Annotated in this window: 18 protein-coding genes; all 18 read left to right on the top strand. The window is 72.2% G+C overall.

Going from position 1 to position 21,338, the window contains the following annotated elements; all coding sequences use genetic code 11:
• Positions 1-75 precede the first annotated feature (75 nt).
• The 18 genes from ACOJUJ_RS09945 (at position 76) to ACOJUJ_RS09860 (ending at position 21,271) form a co-directional block, all read left to right on the top strand.
• On the top strand, positions 76-1,863 hold the full coding sequence (locus tag ACOJUJ_RS09945; RefSeq protein ID WP_420126712.1) for an ABC transporter ATP-binding protein: 1,788 nt from the start codon (positions 76-78) through the stop codon (positions 1,861-1,863).
• A gap of 54 nt (positions 1,864-1,917) precedes the next feature.
• A complete protein-coding gene (pseB, locus tag ACOJUJ_RS09940; RefSeq protein ID WP_420126711.1) occupies positions 1,918-2,964 on the top strand; it encodes a UDP-N-acetylglucosamine 4,6-dehydratase (inverting) in 1,047 nt (348 codons plus the stop codon).
• Positions 2,965-3,164: 200 nt separating this feature from the next.
• Complete coding sequence (locus ACOJUJ_RS09935; RefSeq protein WP_420126710.1) at positions 3,165-3,635, top strand: cytidylyltransferase domain-containing protein; 471 nt, start codon at positions 3,165-3,167, stop codon at positions 3,633-3,635.
• Positions 3,575-3,880 carry a hypothetical protein gene (locus ACOJUJ_RS09930; protein ID WP_420126709.1) on the top strand — a complete coding sequence of 102 codons (306 nt, stop codon included), beginning with the start codon at positions 3,575-3,577 and terminating at the stop codon, positions 3,878-3,880. Before ACOJUJ_RS09935 ends, ACOJUJ_RS09930 begins: the two co-directional genes overlap by 61 nt.
• Entirely contained in the window at positions 3,871-4,803 is a 933-nt protein-coding gene (locus ACOJUJ_RS09925; RefSeq protein ID WP_420126708.1) for an SDR family oxidoreductase, read from the top strand. Before ACOJUJ_RS09930 ends, ACOJUJ_RS09925 begins: the two co-directional genes overlap by 10 nt.
• A gap of 2 nt (positions 4,804-4,805) precedes the next feature.
• Positions 4,806-5,885, top strand: a complete 1,080-nt coding sequence (locus tag ACOJUJ_RS09920) for an N-acetylneuraminate synthase family protein (protein ID WP_420126707.1) — start codon at positions 4,806-4,808, stop codon at positions 5,883-5,885.
• Between the two features lie 867 nt (positions 5,886-6,752).
• Positions 6,753-7,892 (top strand): glycosyltransferase family 4 protein, encoded by a 1,140-nt coding sequence (locus ACOJUJ_RS09915; protein WP_420126706.1) that lies wholly within the window; start codon positions 6,753-6,755, stop codon positions 7,890-7,892.
• Complete coding sequence (locus tag ACOJUJ_RS09910) at positions 7,889-9,544, top strand: aldo/keto reductase (RefSeq protein WP_420126705.1); 1,656 nt, start codon at positions 7,889-7,891, stop codon at positions 9,542-9,544. Before ACOJUJ_RS09915 ends, ACOJUJ_RS09910 begins: the two co-directional genes overlap by 4 nt.
• Positions 9,537-10,394 (top strand): SDR family NAD(P)-dependent oxidoreductase, encoded by an 858-nt coding sequence (locus tag ACOJUJ_RS09905; RefSeq protein WP_420126704.1) that lies wholly within the window; start codon positions 9,537-9,539, stop codon positions 10,392-10,394. Before ACOJUJ_RS09910 ends, ACOJUJ_RS09905 begins: the two co-directional genes overlap by 8 nt.
• Positions 10,379-12,220, top strand: coding sequence for a hypothetical protein (locus tag ACOJUJ_RS09900; RefSeq protein ID WP_420126703.1), 1,842 nt, complete (start codon positions 10,379-10,381; stop codon positions 12,218-12,220). The genes ACOJUJ_RS09905 and ACOJUJ_RS09900 overlap by 16 nt, the downstream gene beginning before the upstream one ends.
• A complete protein-coding gene (locus tag ACOJUJ_RS09895; RefSeq protein ID WP_420126702.1) occupies positions 12,220-13,629 on the top strand; it encodes a sulfotransferase family protein in 1,410 nt (469 codons plus the stop codon). The genes ACOJUJ_RS09900 and ACOJUJ_RS09895 overlap by 1 nt, the downstream gene beginning before the upstream one ends.
• Positions 13,630-13,647: 18 nt before the next feature.
• The gene (locus ACOJUJ_RS09890) at positions 13,648-14,379 is read left to right on the top strand and encodes a sulfotransferase family 2 domain-containing protein (RefSeq protein WP_420126701.1); all 732 of its coding nucleotides are present in this window, start codon (positions 13,648-13,650) and stop codon (positions 14,377-14,379) included.
• Positions 14,380-14,440: 61 nt separating this feature from the next.
• Complete coding sequence (locus tag ACOJUJ_RS09885; protein ID WP_420126700.1) at positions 14,441-15,571, top strand: glycosyltransferase family 4 protein; 1,131 nt, start codon at positions 14,441-14,443, stop codon at positions 15,569-15,571.
• Positions 15,568-16,773, top strand: coding sequence for a glycosyltransferase family 4 protein (locus ACOJUJ_RS09880; protein WP_420126699.1), 1,206 nt, complete (start codon positions 15,568-15,570; stop codon positions 16,771-16,773). The genes ACOJUJ_RS09885 and ACOJUJ_RS09880 overlap by 4 nt, the downstream gene beginning before the upstream one ends.
• Positions 16,770-18,308 carry an O-antigen polymerase gene (locus tag ACOJUJ_RS09875; protein ID WP_420126698.1) on the top strand — a complete coding sequence of 513 codons (1,539 nt, stop codon included), beginning with the start codon at positions 16,770-16,772 and terminating at the stop codon, positions 18,306-18,308. The genes ACOJUJ_RS09880 and ACOJUJ_RS09875 overlap by 4 nt, the downstream gene beginning before the upstream one ends.
• The gene (locus ACOJUJ_RS09870) at positions 18,295-19,248 is read left to right on the top strand and encodes a sulfotransferase domain-containing protein (protein ID WP_420126697.1); all 954 of its coding nucleotides are present in this window, start codon (positions 18,295-18,297) and stop codon (positions 19,246-19,248) included. The genes ACOJUJ_RS09875 and ACOJUJ_RS09870 overlap by 14 nt, the downstream gene beginning before the upstream one ends.
• On the top strand, positions 19,245-20,441 hold the full coding sequence (locus tag ACOJUJ_RS09865; protein WP_420126696.1) for a glycosyltransferase: 1,197 nt from the start codon (positions 19,245-19,247) through the stop codon (positions 20,439-20,441). The genes ACOJUJ_RS09870 and ACOJUJ_RS09865 overlap by 4 nt, the downstream gene beginning before the upstream one ends.
• Positions 20,438-21,271, top strand: a complete 834-nt coding sequence (locus tag ACOJUJ_RS09860) for a class I SAM-dependent methyltransferase (protein ID WP_420126695.1) — start codon at positions 20,438-20,440, stop codon at positions 21,269-21,271. The genes ACOJUJ_RS09865 and ACOJUJ_RS09860 overlap by 4 nt, the downstream gene beginning before the upstream one ends.
• Positions 21,272-21,338: the final 67 nt, after the last annotated feature.

The following is a 21,338-nucleotide window of genomic DNA, read 5'->3' as shown; positions in this document are numbered from 1 at the left end:
GACCTTGCGCGGACGGGGAACACCGAGGGGCAGTACGCCGGCGTCCGGCGCGCCCGCCACGCCAGGGGGTAGCGGATGCTTCGCAAGCTGTACGAGCTGCTGTCGGCCAGGGAGCGAAAGCGCTTCGGCTGGCTGCTGGTCGCCATCGTGCTGATGGGGTTCTTCGAAACCCTGGGCGTGGCGTCCATCCTTCCCTTCATGCAGCTGGTCTCCAACCCCGCGGCTATCCAGGAGCACCAGGTGCTGCGCCGGGCGTACGGGTGGTCGGGGGCCGACACCTCCAACCAGTTCCTGATCCTGGTGGGCGCGGGGGTGCTGGTGCTGCTCACGGTGAGCAACGCGGTGCGCGGGTTCACCCAGTGGCTGCAGTTTCGCACCGTGTGGGTGAGCGCCCACGGGCTGTCGGTGCGGCTGCTGGAGCGCTACGTCACGCAGCCATACGACTTTTTTCTGCGCAGCAGCAGCACCGACCTGGGCAAGGAGGTGCTGATGGAGATGGGGGAGCTGGTAAAGTCGGTGCTGGTGCCGCTCACCGACCTGGCCGCGCGCCTGTTCGTCTCCCTGTCGCTGCTGGTGCTGCTTCTGGCCGTGGACCCCAAGCTGGCGCTTTCCGTGGCCGGCGTGCTGGGTACGGCGTACGGGCTGATCTACCTGGTCTTTCGCCGGGCGCTGTACCGGCTGGGTCAGGACCGCTACACGGCCGGCCGGCAGCGCTTCAAGTCGGCTACCGAGGCGCTGCAGGGGATCAAGGCGGTCAAGATCGGCGGGCGGGAGCGGTACTTTCTGGACAAGTTCACGGTGGCCTCGGAGCGGTACACGTCCATCCAGCCCACCTTCCAGGCCATCTCGCGCACGCCGCGCTACTTCGTGGAGACGCTGGCGTTCGGCGGCATCCTGGTGATTGTGCTGTACCTGCTCACCACGCAGCGCACGCTCACCAACGTGGTGCCCCTGCTCAGCCTGTACGCGCTGGCGGGGTACCGCCTGCTGCCGGCCATGCAGGAGATCTTCTCGGCCGTGAGCCAGGTGCGCTACCACGCGGCGGTGGTGGAAACCATCCACGAGCAGTTCATGCGGCAGACGGTGCGCGTGGAGCTGCCGGCCGCGAGCGCGCAGCCGCTGCCGCTGCGCCAGGCGATCACGCTGCAGGACCTGCGCTTTCAGTACGCGGGGACGGACCGCCCCACGCTGGACGGCATCGACCTGGTCATCCCCCGCAACGGCAGCGTGGCCTTCGTGGGGCCGACGGGATCGGGCAAGAGCACGCTGATCGACATCCTGGTGGGGCTGCTGCAGCCGCACGAGGGGTGCGTGCGGGTGGACGGGGTGCCGGTGACGGCGGAGAACGTGCGCCAGTGGCAGGCGTCCATCGGCTACGTGCCGCAGGAGGCCATGCTGTTTGACGACACGGTGCTGCGCAACATCGTCTTCGGGGTGGAGGAGGCGGCGGTGGACCGGGCGCGGGTAGAGCAGGCCGCCCGCGTGGCCCGCATCCACGACTTTATCATGAACGAGCTGCCGCAGGGGTACGAAACCACGGTGGGCGAGCGGGGGATCCGGCTGAGCGGCGGGCAGCGCCAGCGGATCGGGCTGGCGCGGGCGCTGTACCGCCAGCCCAGCGTGCTGATCCTGGACGAGGCGACCAGCGCGCTGGACGGCGTGACGGAGGAGGAGGTGATGGAGGCGATCGCGGGGATGCGCGACCAGGTGACCATGATCATGGTTGCGCACCGGCTCACCACCGTGGCCGACTGCGACCAGATCTACCTGCTGGACGGCGGCCGCGTCACCGACCAGGGCACCTACGGCGAGCTGATCGCCTCGAATCACCTGTTCCGGGGAATGGCCAAGGCGGTCCAGTGACCGTTCCGGCACCGGCGAAGCACTTCACGGCAGACACGAAGGATCGATTCGACGATGAGCGGTATTGACTGGTCGGAGAGCACGGTGCTGGTGACCGGGGGCACGGGATCGTTCGGCAAGCGGTTCACCGAGACCGTGCTGCGCGACCTGCGCCCCCGCAAGCTGATCATCTTCAGCCGCGACGAGCTGAAGCAGCACGAGATGGCGCAGCACTTTCCGCAGCGGGAGCACCCCAACCTGCGGTACTTCATCGGCGACGTGCGCGACAAGGAGCGGCTGTACCGCGCCTTTGACGGCGTGGACGTGGTGGTGCACGCGGCGGCGCTCAAGCAGGTGCCGGCGGCGGAGTACAACCCCATGGAGGCCATCAAGACCAACGTGCTGGGCGCCGCCAACATCATCGACGCGGCGATCGACCGGGGCGTAAAGAAGGTGGTGGCGCTCAGCACCGACAAGGCGGCGGCGCCCATCAACCTGTACGGCGCCACCAAGCTGTGCAGCGACAAGCTGTTCGTGGCCGGCAACAGCTACGCGGGCGGGCACGATACCCGCTTCTCCGTCGTCCGCTACGGCAACGTGGTGGGCAGCCGCGGCAGTGTGATCCCCTTCTTTCTGGATCGCCGCCACCTGGGCGTGCTGCCCATCACGGACGAGCGGATGACGCGCTTCTGGATCACGCTGGACCAGGGCGTACAGTTTGTGCTCGATTCGCTGCATCGCATGCGCGGCGGCGAGATCTTTGTCCCCAAGCTGCCCAGCATGCGGGTGACGGACCTGGCGCGCGCCATCGCCCCCGACTGCCGGCTGGAGATCGTGGGCATTCGGCCGGGCGAAAAGCTGCACGAGGTGATGGTGCCCGAGGACGACGCCCGCTCCACGCTGGAGTACGACGACCACTACCGCATCCTTCCCTCGTTCCACGACTGGGACGCGGACGACTACTACCGCAGCAACGGCGGCGAGTGGTGCGCGGACGGCTTTTCGTACAGCAGCGACGTGAACGAGCACTGGCTGGCCACGGACGAGCTGCGGAAGATGGCCGGGCTGGAGGCGCTGGAGGATGCGGACGCGGGCGTGGTGGACGGGGTGGTGGTGGAGTGAGGGTGTGAGGGTGTGAGGGTGTGAGGGTGTGAGGGTGTGAGGGTGTGAGGGTGTGAGGGTGTGAGGGGCCGCGGCGGCGGAGAGATGCGCCGCGGATGGTGGACGGTGGCGGGGCGGGCGGACCGGGATGGTGGAGGTCGGGAAGCGCCCGCCGCGATGCGGCAGGGAAGTGGAAATGCCGCAGCGGTTGATGAGGTTTGATGCGGGTCGTTGGAATCATCCAGGCGCGGATGGGAAGCACGCGCCTGCCCGGCAAGGTGCTCCGCCCGCTGGCGGGGGAGCCCATGCTGGCCCGGTGCGTGGGACGTCTGCTGCACGCGCGCACGCTCAGCCAGGTGGTGGTGGCGACCACCACCGAGCCGGAGGACGACGCGATCGTGGACGCGTGCCGGGCGCGGGGGTGGGCCTGGTTTCGCGGCGACTGCGAGGACGTGCTGGACCGCTACTACCGCGCCGCCAGCCGCTTTCACGCCGACGTGGTGGTGCGCGTGACCTCCGACTGCCCGCTCATCGCGCCGCGGGTGGTGGACCGGGTGGTCGGCGCGCTGGGGGACGCGGACCTGGCGTCGAACGTCATCCCCCGCCACAGCTGGACGCGGAGGCGGTGCGGATGGACGCGCTGGAGCGCGCCTGGCGAGAGGACCGCGACCCCGCCACCCGCGAGCACGTGACGCTGTACATCAAACGCCACCCGGAGCGCTTCAGGCTGGTGGGGGTCACCAACGACGAGGACCTGTCGGAGATGCGCTGGACCGTGGACACCCCTGACGACTACGCCTTTGCCACCCGCGTGTACGAGCACTTTGGCCACGATGGCTTTTCGTGGCGCGAGGTGCTGGCGCTGGTGCGTTCGCGGCCCGAGATCGCGGCGCTGAACGGCCACGTGACGCAAAAGCCGCTTCCGGCATGGACGTGAACGACGGGGTCGTCGTCACGGGCGCCAGCGGGCTGCTGGGGGCCACGGTGACGCTGCTGGCGCGCGAGCGCGGCATGCGCGTGACCGCGCTGTACGGAACCCACCCCTTTCACGCGGAGGGGGTGGACGCGCGGCGGCTGGAGCTGGCGGACGAGGGCGCGGTGGCTGGGCTGCTGGACGAGGTGCGCCCCCGCTGGGTGGTGCACTGCGCGGCGGCGACGGGGGTGGACTGGTGCGAGACGCACCCGGACGAGGCGCTGCGCATCAACGCCGACGCCTCGGGTGCGCTGGCGCGCGCGGCGGCCGGGGCGGGGGCGCAGGTGGCGTACGTATCCACCGACTCGGTGTTCGACGGCGAGCGCGGCGGATACACGGAGGACGACGCGCCGGCGCCGCTGAACGCCTACGCACACAGCAAGCTGATGGGCGAGGTCCGGGTGCGCGAGGCGCTTCCGGGCGCGCTGCTGCTGCGCACCAACCTGTACGGGTGGAACGCGCAGCCCAAGCAGAGCCTGGCGGAGTGGGTGCTGGCCCGGCTGGAGGCGGGCGCCCCCTTTCCCGGCTTTACGGACCTGGTGTTCGCCCCGCTGCTGACCAACGACCTGGCGGCGATCATCCTGGAGATGCTGGAGCGGGGGATGGCCGGCACCTGGCACCTGGCCGCCGCCGACGCCTACAGCAAGTACGACTTTGCCCGGGCGGTGGCGGAGGTGTTTGGCCACGATCCGGCGCTGGTGACCCCCACCCGCTCGGACGACGGCGGCCTGCGCGCGCGGCGCCCCCGCAACACGTCGCTGGACGCCGGACGCGCGGCCGCGGCGCTGGGGCGGCCCATGCCGTCGGTGCGCGAAGGGCTGGAGCGTTTTCGCGCGTTGCGCGAGGGCGGGTACGTGAACCTTCTCAAGGCCTGCACGGGACAGTGACCATGCAACCCACGCTCGACCTGGGCAACCGCGCGATCGGCGCCGACCAGCCCACCTACTTTATCGCCGACATCTCGGCCAACCACGACGGCAGCCTGGACCGCGCGAAGCTGCTCATCCGGCTGGCGGCGGAGGCGGGGGCGGACGCGGCCAAGTTCCAGAACTTTCGCGCGGCGCAGATTGTCAGCGACCGCGGGTTCCGGACGCTGGGCGGGCAGATGTCGCACCAGGCCAAGTGGAAAAAGCCGGTCTCGGAGGTTTACCAGGACGCCAGTGTGCCCTGGGACTGGACGGAGGCGCTGGCGCGCGAGTGCGAGACGGCGGGGATCGACTACTTCTCCACGCCGTACGACCTGGAGGCGGTGGACCACCTGGACCCCTTCTGCCGCATCTTCAAGATCGGCTCGGGCGACATCACCTGGCCGGAGATGCTGGTGAAGGTGGCGGAGAAGGGCAAGCCGGTGCTGCTGGCGGCGGGGGCCAGCGACCTGGGCGACGTGCAGCGGGCGCTCGACATCATCCGCCCCATCAACCCCGCGGTGGGGCTGATGCAGTGCAACACCAACTACACGGGCAGCCTGGAGAACTTCAGGCACATCCACCTGAACGTGCTGCGGTCGTTCGCGCAGACGTTTCCGTGGACGGTGCTGGGCCTCTCGGACCATACACCGGGGCACGCGACGGTGCTGGGCGCCGTCTCGCTCGGCGCGCGGGTGATCGAGAAGCACTTTACGGATGACACCACGCGCGAAGGGCCGGACCACCCGTTCAGCATGACGCCGCAGACGTGGCGTGAGATGGTGGACCGCACGCGCGAGCTGGAGCTGGCGCTGGGGTCGACGGAAAAGCGTGTGGCGGACAACGAGCGCGACACGGTGGTGGTCCAGCGCCGCTGCATCCGCGCGGGGACGGATCTGGAGCCGGGAACGGTGCTCACGCGCGAGATGCTGGACGTGCTGCGCCCGGCGCCGCGCGACGGCATCTTTCCGTACGAGCTGGACCGCGTGGTGGGGATGCGGGTGCGGGTGCCGCTGCAGGCCGGCGACCACCTGCGCTGGGGCCAGCTGGAGGCGGCGGACTGAGCCGGCTGCGCAGGTGCCGCTGAACCTCGCGCGAGATCAGTCATCCTGAGAGGGTGTTGAGAAACCCGTTTCTTCGTACGGCAGCGCACAGTTATCCTGAGGGAGCGCCACACGTAACCTTCAGGACCACAAGAGCTTATGCGCGACCGAAGGACCTTGCCGGCAGAACCGCGGGGCTGGATTCCGGCGTGGAGCAGGTCTCGCGCGGGCAGAGAGAGGGTCCTTCGGTCGCGCGCAATCGGTTGTGTGAGTTCTGGTTGCACGTGGTGCGCTCCCTCAGGATGACACAGCTTTGCTTCGCGCTTCGAGCGTGGGCAACGCGTCCCTGAAGGCTGCGGAAACGGCAGACGGATGGAAGTGCGGCAGGGAGCCATCCGCGTTTTTTCGGGGGACACATAATCCGCCATCCACCCGTGCGGATCGGCTAGGTCCGGGGGCGCGCTGGTCATCGGTGCGAGGACTGGGCTGGGCACCTCCCCACCCTCGGTTGCGGCAAAAGACGCGCATCAGGTGGAGGTGTCCGCTGGCCCGGCGCGCATGGGACGTGGCGTGCCATCGTCCGGATCTGGCCGAAGCGCGATGCAGACAGGAGTGCGGGACACCTGATGCGCGATCCCTGAAGCCTTCCGCTCGCGTCGAACGACGAGGGTTGGTTTCGCGACCCGGCCGACGGAGGCCAGGGTAGGCTGCTTCGGTGGGCGCGCGATGCTGGCGGACGGATGCGGCGCGCGGATGGCGGATAAGGTGTTTTTGAAAAAACGCGGATACACAACGCGAGGGCTGCTGGCGACGACATGGACGCGGTTTCGTGAGGCTGACGGTGGCCGGCTGGCGGAGAATCGGACGGGGAGCGAGGAACGTGCTGGGATGCGGATCCTGTACCTGACGCAGGGGGTCACCGGCCACGACCGCCGGATGACGGCCCTGCTGGCCGGCGCGGGGCACCGGGTGCACTACCTGGCGCTGGACGACGTGTCCCAGGCGCCGCTGCCGGACGGGGTGCGCTGGGAGGCGTGGGCGGCGCGCCCGTCTGTGGACGCGCGGGCGCCGGAGGGCGCCCGCGCGCTGGTCCCCGCGCTGCGCGAGGTGCTGGACCGCGTGCGCCCCGACGCCGTGCACGCCGGCCCGGTGCAGACCGCCGGATACGCGGCCGCGCTGGCGGACGCGCGGCCGCGGCTGGTGATGTCGTGGGGCAGCGACGTGCTGGTGGACGCGGACCGCGGCCCCGCGTGGGCGGAGGCGACGCGGACGGCGCTGGCGGATGCGGACGGCTTCGTCTTTGACTGCCGGACGGTGCTGCAGCGGGCGCGCGACTTCGCGCAGATCGCCGATGAGCGCGTCGCCCTCTTTCCCTGGGGGACGGACCTCACCCGGTTTTCGCCCGGCGCCTCGCCGCTGCGCGCGGAGTTGAGCGGCGGGCGGGGCGACGCGTTCGTCGTCCTCTGCACGCGCTCGTGGGAGCCGATCTACGGGATGGACACGCTGGTGAAAGGGTTCGCGCGCGCGTGGCGGCGGGAGCCGCGGCTGCGGCTGGTGCTTCCCGGCGGCGGATCGCTGGCCGCGGAGCTGGACGGGTGGATCCGTGACGCGGGGGTGGAGGATGCCGTCCTGCGCCCCGGACCCGTGGACCACGCCGCGCTGCCCGACTGGTTCCGCGCGGCGGACCTGTACGCCAGCTGCGCCCACAGCGACGGCAGCTCCATCAGCCTTCTGGAGGCGATGGCGACCGGCCTGCCCGTACTGGTGACGGACATCCCCCCGAACCGCGAGTGGGTGACCGTGGCGGAGAACGGCTGGCTGGCAGGCGTCGGAGATGCGGACGGGGTGGCGGACGCGCTCCTCGCCGCGGTGCGGACGTCGGGGGCGGAGCGCGCGGAGATCGGCGCCCGCAACCGGCGCGTCGTGGAGGAGCGGGCGGACTGGCCCCGCGTCGCGCGGCCGCTGCTGGCGCTGTACGAGGGGCTGGCGGCGGATGCGCCGTCGCTCGCCGCGTCGGCGGAGGGGTGAGCGTGGACGTCCGCGTCGTCATCCAGGCCCGCACCTCGTCGTCGCGGCTTCCGGGCAAGGCGCTGCTCCCGGTGGGCGGCCTTCCCTCCGCCGTGCTGGCCGCCCGCCGCGCCGCCCGCGATGGAGCGGAGGTCGTCGTGGCGACGTCGGAGGATGCGAGCGACGACGCGCTGGCGGCCACGTTGCGCGGGGCCGGCGTCCGGGTGGTGCGCGGCCCGCTGGACGACGTGCAGGCCCGCTTCGTCCTGGCGGCGCGGGGGCTGGACGATTCCGCCGCCGTGGTGCGGCTGACGGCGGACAACACTTTCCCGGACGGCGCCTTTGTCCGCGCGCTGGTGGACGCGTTCCGCGCGCGCGGCGAGCCGTACCTGGGGACGAACTCGCCGCTGGACGACCTGCCGTACGGGCTGAGCGCGGAAGTCTTCACCGCCGGTGCGCTGCGCGAGGCGGTGGCCTCCGCGCCGGACGCCATGGACCGCGAGCACGTGACGCCGTCGCTGCGGCGCCGCTGGGGCGGGACGCCGTTCCGGCCCGCCAACGCGCCGGCGGGGCTGGGGCGGCTGCGCTGCACCATCGACACCTTCGACGACTACCAGCGGGTGCTGCGGGTCTTCGCCGACGTCGAGAATCCCGTCATCGTGCCGTGGCTGGAGCTGTGCGCGCGGCTGGAGGCGCTGCCCGACGCGCCCCGCGCCCGCGTTCCGTTCCGCCTGGTGGAGGGCGGTATCCACTCCGAGCTGGTGCTGGGAACGGCGCAGCTGGGGATGGATTATGGGCGCACCAACACCGCGGGGCAGCCGGAGGCGGCGGATTGCGTGCGCATCGTCCGCTCGGCCATCGAGCACGGCGTCACGCACCTGGACACGGCCCGCGCGTACGGCGACAGCGAATCGCGGCTGGGCGCGGCGCTGGAAGGCGGATGGGGCGCCCGGGTGCACACCGTGACCAAGCTGGCGCCGCTGGCGGAACTGCCGCGGGACGCGGATGAGGCGCGGGTGGGAGAGGCGGTGGACGCCAGCGTCTTTCGCTCCTGCCGCGAGCTGCGGATGACGTCCATCCCCACGCTGCTGCTGCACCGCGCCGAGCGCCGCACCAGCCACGGTGGCGCCGTCTGGGCGCGGCTGCGGGCCCTGCGCGACAAGGGCGTCATCGGCCGACTGGGCGTGAGCGTGCAGACGACCGACGAAGCCATCGAAGCGCTGGCGGATCCGGAGGTGAAGCACGTGCAGCTTCCCTTCAACCTGCTGGACCATCGCTGGCGGCGCGCCGGGATCGACCGCCTGCTGCTGGACCGGCCCGACGTGGTGGTGCACGCGCGCAGCGTCCTGCTGCAGGGGCTGCTGGCCGCCGATTCGGCGGACACGTGGCCGCGGGTGGCGGGGTACGAGCCGGCCGCCATCGTCTCCGCCGTCCGCGCGCTGGCGGAAGAGCTGGGGCGCGAGGGGCCGCTGGACCTGTGCTTTGCATACGTGCGCGCGCAGCCGTGGATCCACGGCGCGCTGGTGGGCGTGGCCACCCACGCCGAGCTGATGGAAAACGTGGCGCTCTTCGGCCGGCCGCCGCTGCGGCCGGAAGCGTGCGCCCGGGTGGAATCCGCGTTCGGCGACCTGCCGGAAGCCCTGTTGAACCCTGCATTGTGGCCCCGTGACTGACCCGGCACAGACCGACCCGTCTTCCCCCCTCGACCGCGTGCGCCAGGCGCCGGGAGAGCGCCTGTTCCGGCTGGACGGGCGCGTGGCCTTTGTTTCCGGCGCGGCCGGGTACCTGGGGCGCGCCATGGTGTCGGCGCTGGCCGAGGCCGGCGCCCACGTGGTGCTGAACGGGCGCCGCGAAGAAACGCTGGCGCCCGTGCGCGACGCGCTGGTGGAGCGGGGGCTGGCCGCCAGCATCGTTGCCTTCGACGTGCGCGACACGGAGGCGGTGGAGCGCGGCTTCGCGGAAGTGGCCGAGCGGCACGGGCGGCTGGACGTGCTGGTGAACAACGCCTACGCCGGGCCCACGGGAACGGTGGATTCCTCCACGCCCGGCGACTTTGAAAAGGCGTACGACGTGGCGGTGACGGGCTCGTTCCGCTGCTTTCAGGCCGCGCGGCCGCTGCTGCGCGCGGCGGCGGCGCAGGCCGGGCACGCCTCCGTGGTCAACATCGCCTCCATGTACGGCTGGGTGAGTCCGGACCCGCGCATCTACGGCGACAGCGGGATGAACAGCCCGCCCTTCTACGGCGCGGCCAAGGGCGGCCTGCTGCAGCTTACGCGCTACCTGGCCGCGCACGCCGCGTCGGAATCCATCCGCGTGAACGCCGTGAGCCCCGGCCCCTTCCCCCCCGAGCGGGTGCGGACGGCGGACGAGGACTTTCACGCCAAGCTGCGCAACAAGGTGCCGCTGGGCCGCGTGGGCGAGGCGGATGAGCTCAAGGGCGCGCTCCTGTTCCTGGCCTCGGACGCGTCGACGTTCGTGACCGGGATCAACCTTCCCGTGGACGGCGGATGGACGGCGTGGTGATGGCCGAGCCCCACGCTCCGCCGCACACGCCGGCCGCGCCGCGCGCGGCCGCGGGGACGCTGCTGCAGCTGACGCGGATGCGTCCGCGCGGGGCCCGCCCGCCCGTCCTGCTGGGCGGCTGGTGCCGGGACGAGGCGGATCCGGCGGACGGCGCCCGCGTGCTGGATGCGTACTTCGACGCGGGGCTGCAGGAGCCGCGCGCGGAGGTGGCGCGCGCCTACGCCGCCGGGCTGCGGCAGCTGGCGGTGTGGCTGAACGGCGTTACCCGGCTGGACCGCGCCCCGGAGGAGTGGGAGTTCGTCGTCTACCGCTTTCTCACCTACCTGGTGTCGGAGGCGTACTTTCGGCACCTGTACCTGGCGCGGGCGCTGCGGGCGGAGCCGGGCCTCGTTCCCGTGGCGCTGGACCCCGCGGATTACCTCGCGCCGCCGGGAGAGGCGGAGCTGGCGTCGTGGTACGAGTCGTCGGACTACTTCAACCTTCAGCTGTTTTCCCAGGCCGCCCGCGTGCTGGCGCCCGGCGCGCCGGTGCAGCGGCGGAGCGCGTTCGACGCCGTGGCGGGCGATCCCGCGCTGGCGGGAAGCCGGGGACCGGTGATGGAGGTGCGGACGGCGCTGCGGCAGTGGATCCGCCGTCCCCGTCCGGCCGTGGGCCCCGGCGCCGTGGTGCTCTTTCCCGCGCACTTTCCCCCCGCGGCGCTGGCCGCGCTGGGGGAGGGGAGCGGCTACCGGTTGGCGCCCGCCTCCTTTCCGCGCTCCTGGCGCCGCCCCGCGCCGTACGACCCGGCACTCCGGGCCGGGCTGCGGGTGACGGAGCCGGGCGAGGGTTTCGTCCGCGGCTTTCTGGACGCGCTGCGCTTCAACACGCCGTGCGACTTCCTGGAGGAGCTGCCCCGCCACCGGGCGCTGGCCGACCGCGTGGCGCGGCGGGGGCGCCCGGACCTGGTCGCGGGCGGCTTCTTTCGCGGCGTGCCGGAGCGGCTGTGGATCCAGTCCTGCCGCCAGGGGCCGGCTCCCACGCGGCTGGCCATCGTGCAGCACGGCGGCAACTACGGCGAGTCGGCGGATACGCTCGTCGCGTGGACCGAGGTGGAGCGGCGGGTGTCGGACACCTTCGTTTCCTGGGGATGGGGGGATGGCGAGGCGAAGGTCACGCCGATGCCCGCGCCGCGGCTGATGTCTGGTCCCCGCGACGGCGCCGGCGACGCGCTGCTGATCGTCTCCGGGATGGTGCGCGAGTACCCGGCGGCTGACCGCTTTCGCGGCGCGCCGCCGCCCGCGCTGGGGCAGGAGCGCTTTCTGGCCGCGCTGCCGGCGGAACTGCTGCCCCGCGTCCGCTTTCGTGCCCATCCCCGCGACGGGGGGACGGTGGAGCAGCAGGCGCCGTGGCGGCACCGCTTTCCGCGGGTGTCGCTGGACCGCGGCGAGCGCGGCGTGCACCAGGAGATCGCGGACGCGCGGCTGGTGGTGGTGAACTATCCCTTCTCCACCACCTTTCCCGAGTGCGTGGCGGCGGACCGCCCGGTGCTGGTGATCTCGGACGGCCGCGCGCCGGCCGCGCATCCCCGCGCTCGCGAGGCGTACGCCCGCCTGCACGAGGCGGGCGTCGTCTTCCACGACGCGGAGGAAGCGGCGCGCGCCGCGGCGGAGGCGTACCAGGACGTGCAGGCGTGGTGGAACGAGCCCGCCCGCCGCGCCGCCGTGCTGGCGTACCGGCGTGATTTCGCCCGCACCGCGGACGACGCGGTGGAGCAGTGGCGCGGTTTTCTGCGCACCCAGGTATCCACGGCGTCCGGCGGATCCGCCGGACGAAAGAAAGGGCGCTGATGGAATCCACCGTTCGCGTCCACCCCGTGGCGGACCCCGCCGTCCGCGCCTCGCGCCTGCTGGCCCCGCACGAGGACGGGCAGGTGAACCCGTATGCGCTCCCCGTGCGCGGGTGGGCCGTGGCGCGGGAGCCGGCGGTCGCGCTGGAGGTGGCGCACGGGTCCGCGGTGGTGCAGTCGCTGCCGCTGGCGCAGCGCAGCATGGAGGCCGCCACCCAGGCCGGCGCCGCGCTGGCCCCGCCCGCCCGCGCGCTGCTGCAGGGCCGCGTCTTTGCCGCGCGCGGGCTGTCGCGCCTGGGGTGGGAGGTGGAGCGCTCCGCCGGCGCGGTGCGCCGCATCCTGCGCCCGGACGTGCTGTACAGCGGCTTCAGCGGCTCCATTCCCCTGCTGGGGCTGCCGGCCCGCTGCACGCTGCGCCTGTCGCTGCGCCTGGCCGGCGGCGAGGCGGCGGCGCTGGCGGACGTGTCCATCGACCGTCCCCCCGTCCGCGTCACCCAGCCCGCGCGCTACCAGCCGCTGATGGTGACCAGCGTGGGCCGCAGCGGCAGCACCTGGTTTCAGCACCTGCTGTCGCAGCACCCCGCCGTCGCCGCCTTTCGCGCCCACAGCTACGAGGCCACCCCCGCGCGCGAGCTGCTTCTGCTCGCCGCGAACTCCGCCGCTTCGGGGCCGTACACCGAGGCCTTCTTCGCGCGCAAGGGCTTCCGCTCGCTGCTCACCGGCCCCAGCGCGGGGGACGCGATGCCGAGGATGATGGCGGCGGTGGGCGAAGGGGTTCGCGAGCAGGCGGAGGCCGCCGTGCGGGCCATCGACCGCTTCTACGACCTGGCGGACCGGATGGACGGCCGCCCCGCCGCGGGGGATGAAGGGACGCGGTACTTCACGGAAAAGAACCTGCGCCCCGAGTGGCTGTTCTGGGAGGTGTATCCCCGCGCGAAGGAGATCTTCCTGGTCCGTGACTTCCGCGACGTCATCACCTCCTCCCTCGCCGCCAACGCCAAGTGGGGCAAGCGCTTCTTCGGGCGCGGGCAGGCGGCGGACGACCGCGACTACGTGTTCGTGCGCGCGGCCATGGCGCGGCCGTGGATCCTGGAGCCGTGGCGCCAGCGGAGCGACCGCGCGCACCTGGTTCGCTACGAGGAGTTGATCCTGAACCCCGAGCCGGTGCTGCGCGGGGTGCTGGAGTACCTGGAGCTGGATCCTTCCGACGCCGCCATCGCGCAGATGCTGCGCCTGGCCGGGGCCACGCAGGCGGGCGACGCGCGCAGCGAGCACATGACGTCGTCCAGCGCCGCCGCCTCCATCGGCCGCTGGAAGAAGGACCTGCCGCCCCCGCTGGTGGCCGCGTGCGACGAGGCCTTCGCCGAGTTCTTCGACGCGTTCTATCCCGCCGGTACCGCCGGCACCTGACGATTCAGGGAAACCACCATGCTGAAGCGCGTTGCGCGGCGGGCCGGGCTGATGGCCGACCGCCTCACCGGCAAGCAGTTCGTCCACTTTCTCCACGTCAGCAAGGGGGGCGGGTCCGCCGTCAAGGACGCGCTGGAGGGGCGGCTGCGCACGCGCACGTCCCGCATCTTCCTCCACCCCCACAAGACCACGCTCAGCGACGTGCCGGTGGGGGAGAAGGTGTTCACCTTTCTGCGGGACCCCGTGACGCGCTTCGTCAGCGGCTTTCACAGCCGGCTGCGGCAGGGGCGGCCCAAGTACAACACGCCGTGGACCCCGGACGAGGAGCGGGCGTTCGCGCGCTTTCCCACGCCCAACGCGCTGGCCCTGGCCCTCTCGGCGGACGACGCGGAGACGCGTGTGGCCGCCGAGCAGGCCATGCGGACCATTGGCCACGTGCGGCAGTCGTACGCCAGCTGGCTGGGGGACGAGGCGCAGATGACGGCGCGGCTGGACGACATCCTTTTCATCGGCCGGCAGGAGACGCTGAACGCGGACTTCGAGCGGCTGCGGACGCTCCTCGGCCTGCCCGCGGACGTGGCGCTGGCGCAGGTGCACCGCACGCCGGACGAGTTCGACCGGCACCTGGATCCGGAGGCGCGGGAGAACCTGCGCGCCTGGTACGCGGACGATTACCGGATGCTGGAACTGTGCGCCCGCCACGCGGACCGCATCAACTACCGCGTCCCCGCGGAGAAAGCCGGCGCATGAGGGCAGTGTTTTGCACGGTGAATTTCGACCGGCGGCGGGCGGGCGCGGCGGGGGTGCGCGGGTGAAGATTGCGTTCATCTCCCTGGCGGCGTTCCCCTCCCGCTCGGCGGAGAGCATTCACGTAGCCAAGATGTGCGAGGCGTTCGCGGAGCACGGGCACCAGGTTACACTGGTGGCCCCGCGCCGCACGCCGGAGCCCGTGGGCCCGGAGCTGCTGGCCTCGCACTACGGCGTGCGCACGCCGTTTCGCGTGGTCAAGCTGCCGCGCCCCGCCATCCGTGGCGCGGCGCGGCTGTTCGGCGCGCAGGCGGCGGCGTGGTGCCGGCGCGCGGGGGTGGATCTGGTGTACAGCCGCGACCTGAACGGCGCCTTTTTCGCCGCCACTATCGGGATGCGGGTGATGTTCGAGGTGCACAACGCCGTGGACCGCGTGCGGGGCGTAAGCCGGTGGATGCTGTCGCGGCTGCTGCACCATCCCCGCCTGGTGCGCCTGGTGGTGATCTCCGACTCCCTGCAGCGCTATTTCCAGCAGCATCACGACCTCCCCGCCGAGCGGATATTAGTCGCGCGCGAGGCGGCGGACGCGGTGGATTCCGCGGACGCGGCGCCGGTGCAGCTGGGGCCCGGCGCGCTGCACGTGGGCTACGTGGGGCACCTGTATCCGGGCAAGGGGATGGAGGTGGTGGTGGAACTGGCGGCGGCGTGCCCCTGGGCCGTCTTTCACGTCGTGGGCGGCGAGGAGAAGGACATCCGCTGGTGGAAGGAGCAGCGGCCGGGATTGGACAACCTCCTTTTCCACGGCTTCGTCCCCCACGCGGTCACGGCGGGGTACCGTCAGGCGTGCGACGTCCTCCTTGCCCCCTATCAATCCCGCGTCTCCGACAGCCGCGGCGGCGACATCGGCCAGTGGATGTCGCCCATGAAGGTGTTCGAGTACATGGCCTCGGGCAAGGCGATCCTGGCCTCCAACATCGCCGTGGTGGAAGAGGTGGTGGTGGATGGCGAGACCGCCCTGCTCCGCGGCCCGGAGGATTTCGCCGGATGGACCGCCGCGCTGGAACGGCTGCGCGACGACCCGGATCTTCGCGCAAGGCTGGGCGAGCGGGCGCAAGCCGTCTTTCTGCGCGAGTACACCTGGCCCAAGCGCGCGGCGAAGGTGCTGCGCGCCGCGGGCGCCACGGTGGCGGAATGACGGCGGATCCCATGACGCACTCCGCGGCGGACGCCGTGCCGACGGTGCTCTTCGTCGTGTTTCAGACGGAGAACCGGGCCAACGGCGGGGTGGAGAGCATCACGCAGGTGATCGAGAACCTGCACGGCGTTGCCCCCGTGGTGCTTACCCAGGCGGACACCCCCGCGGCGGAGCGCTGGCGCCGCGCCGGGGCCGCCGTGCACGTGCGGCCCATGGGCGGCGGCGGGCGGGCGGCGCGCGCGGCGGGGCTGGTGCGGGCGAACCTGATGGTGCGGCGGCTGGTGAAGGAGACCGGCGCCACGGTGGTGCACTGCAACGACATCCGCGCCCTGCAGCACGCGGCTCCCGGCGCGCGCGCGGCGGGCGCGTCCGTCGTCTTCAACATCCGCGACGTAAAGCCGCCGGCCGAGACGTACGGCGCGCAGTGGCGGCTGGCGCAGCTGGCGGACCGCATCCTGGTGCTGTCTAAGGAGATGCAGGCGGCGCTGCGGGCGCGGCTCCCCGGCGCGCTTCCGGGGACGCGCGCGTCGACGCCGGTGGAGTTCATCTACAGCATCGTGGACCCCGCGGTCATGCGCCCGCTGCCGGCGGAAGAACGCGCGGCGCTGCGGCGGCGGCTGGGGATGGCGGAGGACGAGGTGGCCGTGGGATACGTGGCCACGGTGAACGCCAAGAAGGGGCAGCTGGAGTTCCTGGAAGGCGCCGGCGAGGCGCTGCGCACGCGCCTGCCCAACGCGCGGCTGCACCTGGTGGGCGACTTTCGGCCGGAGCGCGACGCGTACGCGCGGCGCTGCCAGGAGGCCGTCGGGCGGCTGGGGCTGGAGGGACAGGTGGCGTTTCACGGATACCGTTCGGGGGTGGCAGAATGGTACCAGGCGTGCGATATTGTGCTGCTGGCGTCCCGCCGTGAAGGGCTGGCGCGCTGCATGATCGAGAGCCTGGCTTGCGGCACCCCCGTGGTGTCGTTCGACGTCTGCTCCGCCCGGGAGATTCTGGACGGGCACGACTGCGGCCGGGTGGCGCGCCAGGGCGATTACGCCGGCCTGGCCGCCTCGCTCGCCGAGCTGGCCACCGACGCCGCGCTGCGGGCCCGCCTGGGTGAGAACGGGGCGGGCGCGGCGCGTCGCCTTTTCAGTCCCGCGCCGGTGGCCGCCGCCTACGTACGCCTGTACCGCGCGCTTTCGGGCGGCGCGGCCGTGTGAGCATCCCGCAAGCCAACGTGTACGACCCGTTCGCGGCCGCGGCCGCCGCCCCCCAGGAGCGCAACCCGTTCGTCCCCATCGCCTGGCCGTGGCGGGTGGCGATTCTGGTGTTCGTGCTGGTGTACCGGGTGCTGCTTCCCGGCGCGCAGCAGCTCCTGTGGCCGGGATCGGCGCCGCTGGGCGCCGAGCGCATGGCGCTGGACGTTCTGTACGAGGTGGTGCTCTTTGCGCCGGTCATTTTCTACCGGCGCGAGTGGGGGTGGCTGCACCCGCTGCTCTTTCCCTCTCTGTTCGCGCTGGCCAAGGCCGTGCTGACCGCTCCCGGCCAGTTGCTGGCCCCCCTGGCCCTGTTCTATCCCCCGCCCGACACGCCGCTCTTTCACATCGCCCTGGAGCAGTGGGCGCAGGGAGACATCGCGCGCGCCATGATCAAGGCCAAGCTGATCATGGTGCTGGGGCTGCTTTCGTACTACTTCGGCTTTTTCCTGGCCCCGCGCCCCCGGGTTCCGCGCGTGGAGCACTTTCCCGCGCGGGCGGCCGCGCCCAAGGCGCTGCTGGTGGTGGGCTTGTCGCTCATGCTGTTCGTCGTCTTCATGCAGATGCGGGGCGGCGTGGGCGCGCACCTGGCCAGCTTCGGGCTGGGGCGCTTTCGCGCGGTGGGCGGGCTGGGCCACTTCACCGTGCTCATCCTGATGGGCACCACCGCGGCCCTGGTGTGGTTCGCGGTGGACGAGACCACCACGCGCAAGCCGCTGTTCTGGGCCACGGCGGGGGCGGTGATCCCCATCAGCTTCCTCCTTTCCGGCTCGCGGTCGTCCGTCATCAGCACCGCCGTGCTCTTCATCATCGTGTGGATGATCCGCACGCAGAAGGTGCCCGCGGCGCGGGGACTGGTCATGGGCGTGGCGGCCATCTTCCTGGTGGGCGCGCTGGGGGCGCTGCGGGAAAGCACGTACACGGGCACCGTGGACTGGACGGTGCTTACGGACGTGAACGTGGCGGAGATGGTGGCGGCGGGGCAGGAGGAGATGCAGAACCGCGGCGAGAGCGGCGCGTTCGTTCCGCTGGTGGCCAAGGTGCCGGCGCGGGTGGACTTTCTGTACGGGCAGTCGTACCTGGCGGCCATCTTCTTCTTCATCCCCCGGGCCATCTGGGAAGGAAAACCGCGCGGGGTGGGGCCCATGACCAACGCCTACATCTACCACGACGAGGCGATGCGCCCGGGCGAGATCATCACCGGCTCGGGCATTCCCCCCGGCGCCCTGGGCGAGGCGTACTGGAACTTCTACTACCCGGGCGTGGTGCTCATCTACATGCTGCACGGGATGTTCAACTGGTGGCTGGCCGCGCTGCTGCGCCGCAACGCCGCCGTCCCCGCGGTGTGGGTGGTGTACGCGCTCACGCTGCTGATGACGCCCACCTCCACCACCATCGTGGGGTGGCTGCAGAGCATCATCCCGGGCATCGCCATCATGTACTGGATGGGGGTGCTGCGCAGGCGGCCACGGGCGGTGCTTAGGCATGCGGCTGCCTGACCTGGTGATCGCCGGGGCGCCCAAGTGCGGCACCAGCTCGCTGTTTCGCTGGCTGGCCGCGCACCCGGCCGTGCGCGGATCGTCCGTCAAGGAAACCTACTTTCTGCTGGACCGCGGCCACCCGCTGCAGGACCCCGCCCGCAACGTGCACGACCACGGGCTGGCGGCGTACGCCTCGTTCTTTCCCGACGCGGCGGGGGACGATCCGTCCGCGCTGCTGCTGGAAGGCACCACGCACTACCTCTACCAGCAGACGGCGCCGCACGTACTGGGCGGGATGGACCGCCCGCCGCACGTCATCTTCCTCCTGCGCGAGCCGGCGGAGCGCGTGTACTCGTCGTACCGCTACACGCGCAACAACCTGGGCGTGCTTCGCCCCGGGGCCACCTTCCGCGACTTTCTGGGCCTGGGCGAGGGCGGCGACGCGAGCGCGCTCACGGACCCGCGCTGGGGCGGCAAGGTGGACATCTGGCGCAACGACGTGGGCTACAGCCGCTACGCCGAGCACCTGGCCCGCTGGGCCGAGGTGTTTCCCCGCGAGCGGATGCACGTGTTTCTGGCCGAGAACCTGTGGCGCGACCCGCGGGCGCTGCTGCGCGGCCTGGCGCAGCGGGTGGGGATCGACCCCGCGTTCTACGACGATTTTGCGTTCGCCCGGCACAACGAGTCGTACGCCGTCCGCAGCCCGGCGCTGCACCGCCTGGCCCGCCGGGCGGGGGCGGTGCTGCCGCGCGGGGGGCTGCGTGCGCTGCTGCGAAAGGGGTACATGGGGGTGCTGGCCAGCGGGCGCGCGGAGCGCACGGACGACGACGCGGCCGCGCTGCGGGAGCTGCGCGCCTCGTACGCGCCGCACAACGCGCGGCTGGCGCGCGAGTGGGGGCTGGACCTGGGCGCCTGGGAGGCGCGTCCGGCGCGCGACGCCGTGGTAAAGTCCGCGTGAGGGGCGACGGACGGGTGCACGTGCTGTTCTTTACCTCGGCGCTAGGCGGGGGCGGGGCGGAAAAGCACCTGGTGCGCGTGGCCAACGCGCTGGACCGCGGCCGCTTTCGCGTGTCCGTGGCCGTGGCGCGCGGCGGCGGCTCGTACGAGGGCGAGCTGGCGGCGGACGTGGCCTACCACCCGCTCCCCGGCGGGCGGATGCGCAACGCGATGCTTCCGCTGCGGCGGCTGCTGCGGACGGAGCGCCCGGACGTGCTCTGCTCGTTCATGGACCACGCCAACTGCATCGCCCTCCTGGCCTCGCGCGGGCTCGCGGACGGGCCGGCCGTGGTCGCGGGGGTGCAGAACCCGCCGTCCACGTCGCTGAACCGCGTCCTCGGGCCCATCCGCGGCGCCATCAAGGCCGGCATGCGCGCCCTGTATCCCCGCGCCGACGCGGTGGTGGCGCTCTCGCGCGGCGTGGGGGACGAGCTGGAGCGGATGATCCCCGGCGTCGCCGGCCGCCTGGCCGTGATCCCCAACGCGGGGATGGACGATGCCCCCGCCGCGCCGTCCGGCGTCACGAATCGGTCGATGGAGACGGACGGGCCGGTGCTGGTCGCGTGTGGACGCCTGGTGCCGCAGAAGGACTATCCGGTACTGCTGCGGGCGCTGGCCCGGGTGCGGGAGCAGCTTCCCGCGCGGCTGCGCATCCTGGGTGAGGGTCCCCTCCGCGCGGAGCTGCAGGCGCTGGCGGCGTCGCTGGGCGTGGCGGATGCCGTGTCGTGGGAAGGCTTTCAGCCGGATCCCACCCGCTACATGGCCGCCGCGGACGTCTTCGTGCTCTCCTCCGCGTACGAAGGGTTCGGCAACGTGATCGTCGAAGCCATGGCGGCGGGGGCGCCGGTGGTGGCCACGGACTGCCCGTACGGGCCGGGCGAGATTCTGGAGGGCGGCCGCCACGGCGTGCTGGTTCCCCCGGGCGATCCCGGCGCCTTTGCCGATGCGCTGCTGCGCGTCCTCCGCGACCCCGCCCTTCGCGAGCGGCTGCGGGCGGCCGGGCTTGCACGGGTCGCGGCGTACGCCCCCGCGGCGATCGCCGGCGAGTACGGGCGATTGTTCCAGGACGTGCTGGCCGCTCGCGCGGCCGCCCCGGTCCGCGGAGCTGGCGCGCGGGGCGCGGAAAAAACCGCCTTCAACGGACGGACCGAGTGAATCCCAACCAGTGCCCCGTCTGCCAGGGCACCCAGCTGCGGCGTCTCTTTTCACGTGGATCGTGGACGTACCGCGCGTGCGCCGACTGCGGGCACCGCTTTGCCGCGCTTCCCGAGCGCGAGGCGGACGCGCTGGACGAGCTGTACCAGGACGAGTACGCCGGCTTTCGCGAGGACGCCGTCTTTCAGGCGGCGATCCGCGAGCGGCTGCGGACGGAGTTCGCCCCCCGCGTCCCCGCCGGCGGCCGCATCCTGGACGTGGGGTGCGGCAACGGCGAGTTCATGGCAGCCGCGAAGGAAGCCGGCTACCAGGTCGTGGGCACCGACATCTCCGTCCCCGCGGTGGAGCTGTGCCGCTCGCGCGGGCTGGACGCGGTGGCGGGCGACTTTCTCACCCTGCCGTTCGAAGGGACGTTCGACGCGGTCACCATGTGGGACGTCATCGAGCACCTTACGGACCCGGTGGCCTTCGTGGCGCGCGCGCGGTCGCTGCTGCGCCCCGGCGGCTACCTGGTGGTCAAGACGCCGGGCGTCACGGACCGCATGCTGACGATGGTCAAGGTGGTGCCGTCCATGGCCAGCTCCATCCTGCACGAGGACCACATCCAGTTCTTTACCGCCGCCTCGTTCTCCCGCCTGGCGCAGCGCGCCGGCTTTGACGGCGTGGAGGCGCTGCGGCTGGGCGACATGCGCGGCAAGCGCCCCGTCCGCTCCTTTCGCCGCAGGCTCAGCCGCTCGGCGCGCCAGGCGGTGAACGGGCTGGGCGGGCACTTCAACCACTACGTGTGGATGCGCGCCCCGGGCGCCGCCGCCGCGCCCCGGCCGGCGTGAGCGGCACGGTGCGGGGGACGGGGTCCGCGCGGGCGGACGGCGCCGTCGCGCCGGCGCCGCGGGCGCG

Source organism: Longimicrobium sp. (assembly GCF_048594345.1).
GTDB lineage: Bacteria > Gemmatimonadota > Gemmatimonadetes > Longimicrobiales > Longimicrobiaceae > Longimicrobium.
The sequence above is the reverse complement of the archived record's forward strand: the minus strand, read 5'-3'. Positions and strand labels throughout refer to the sequence as shown.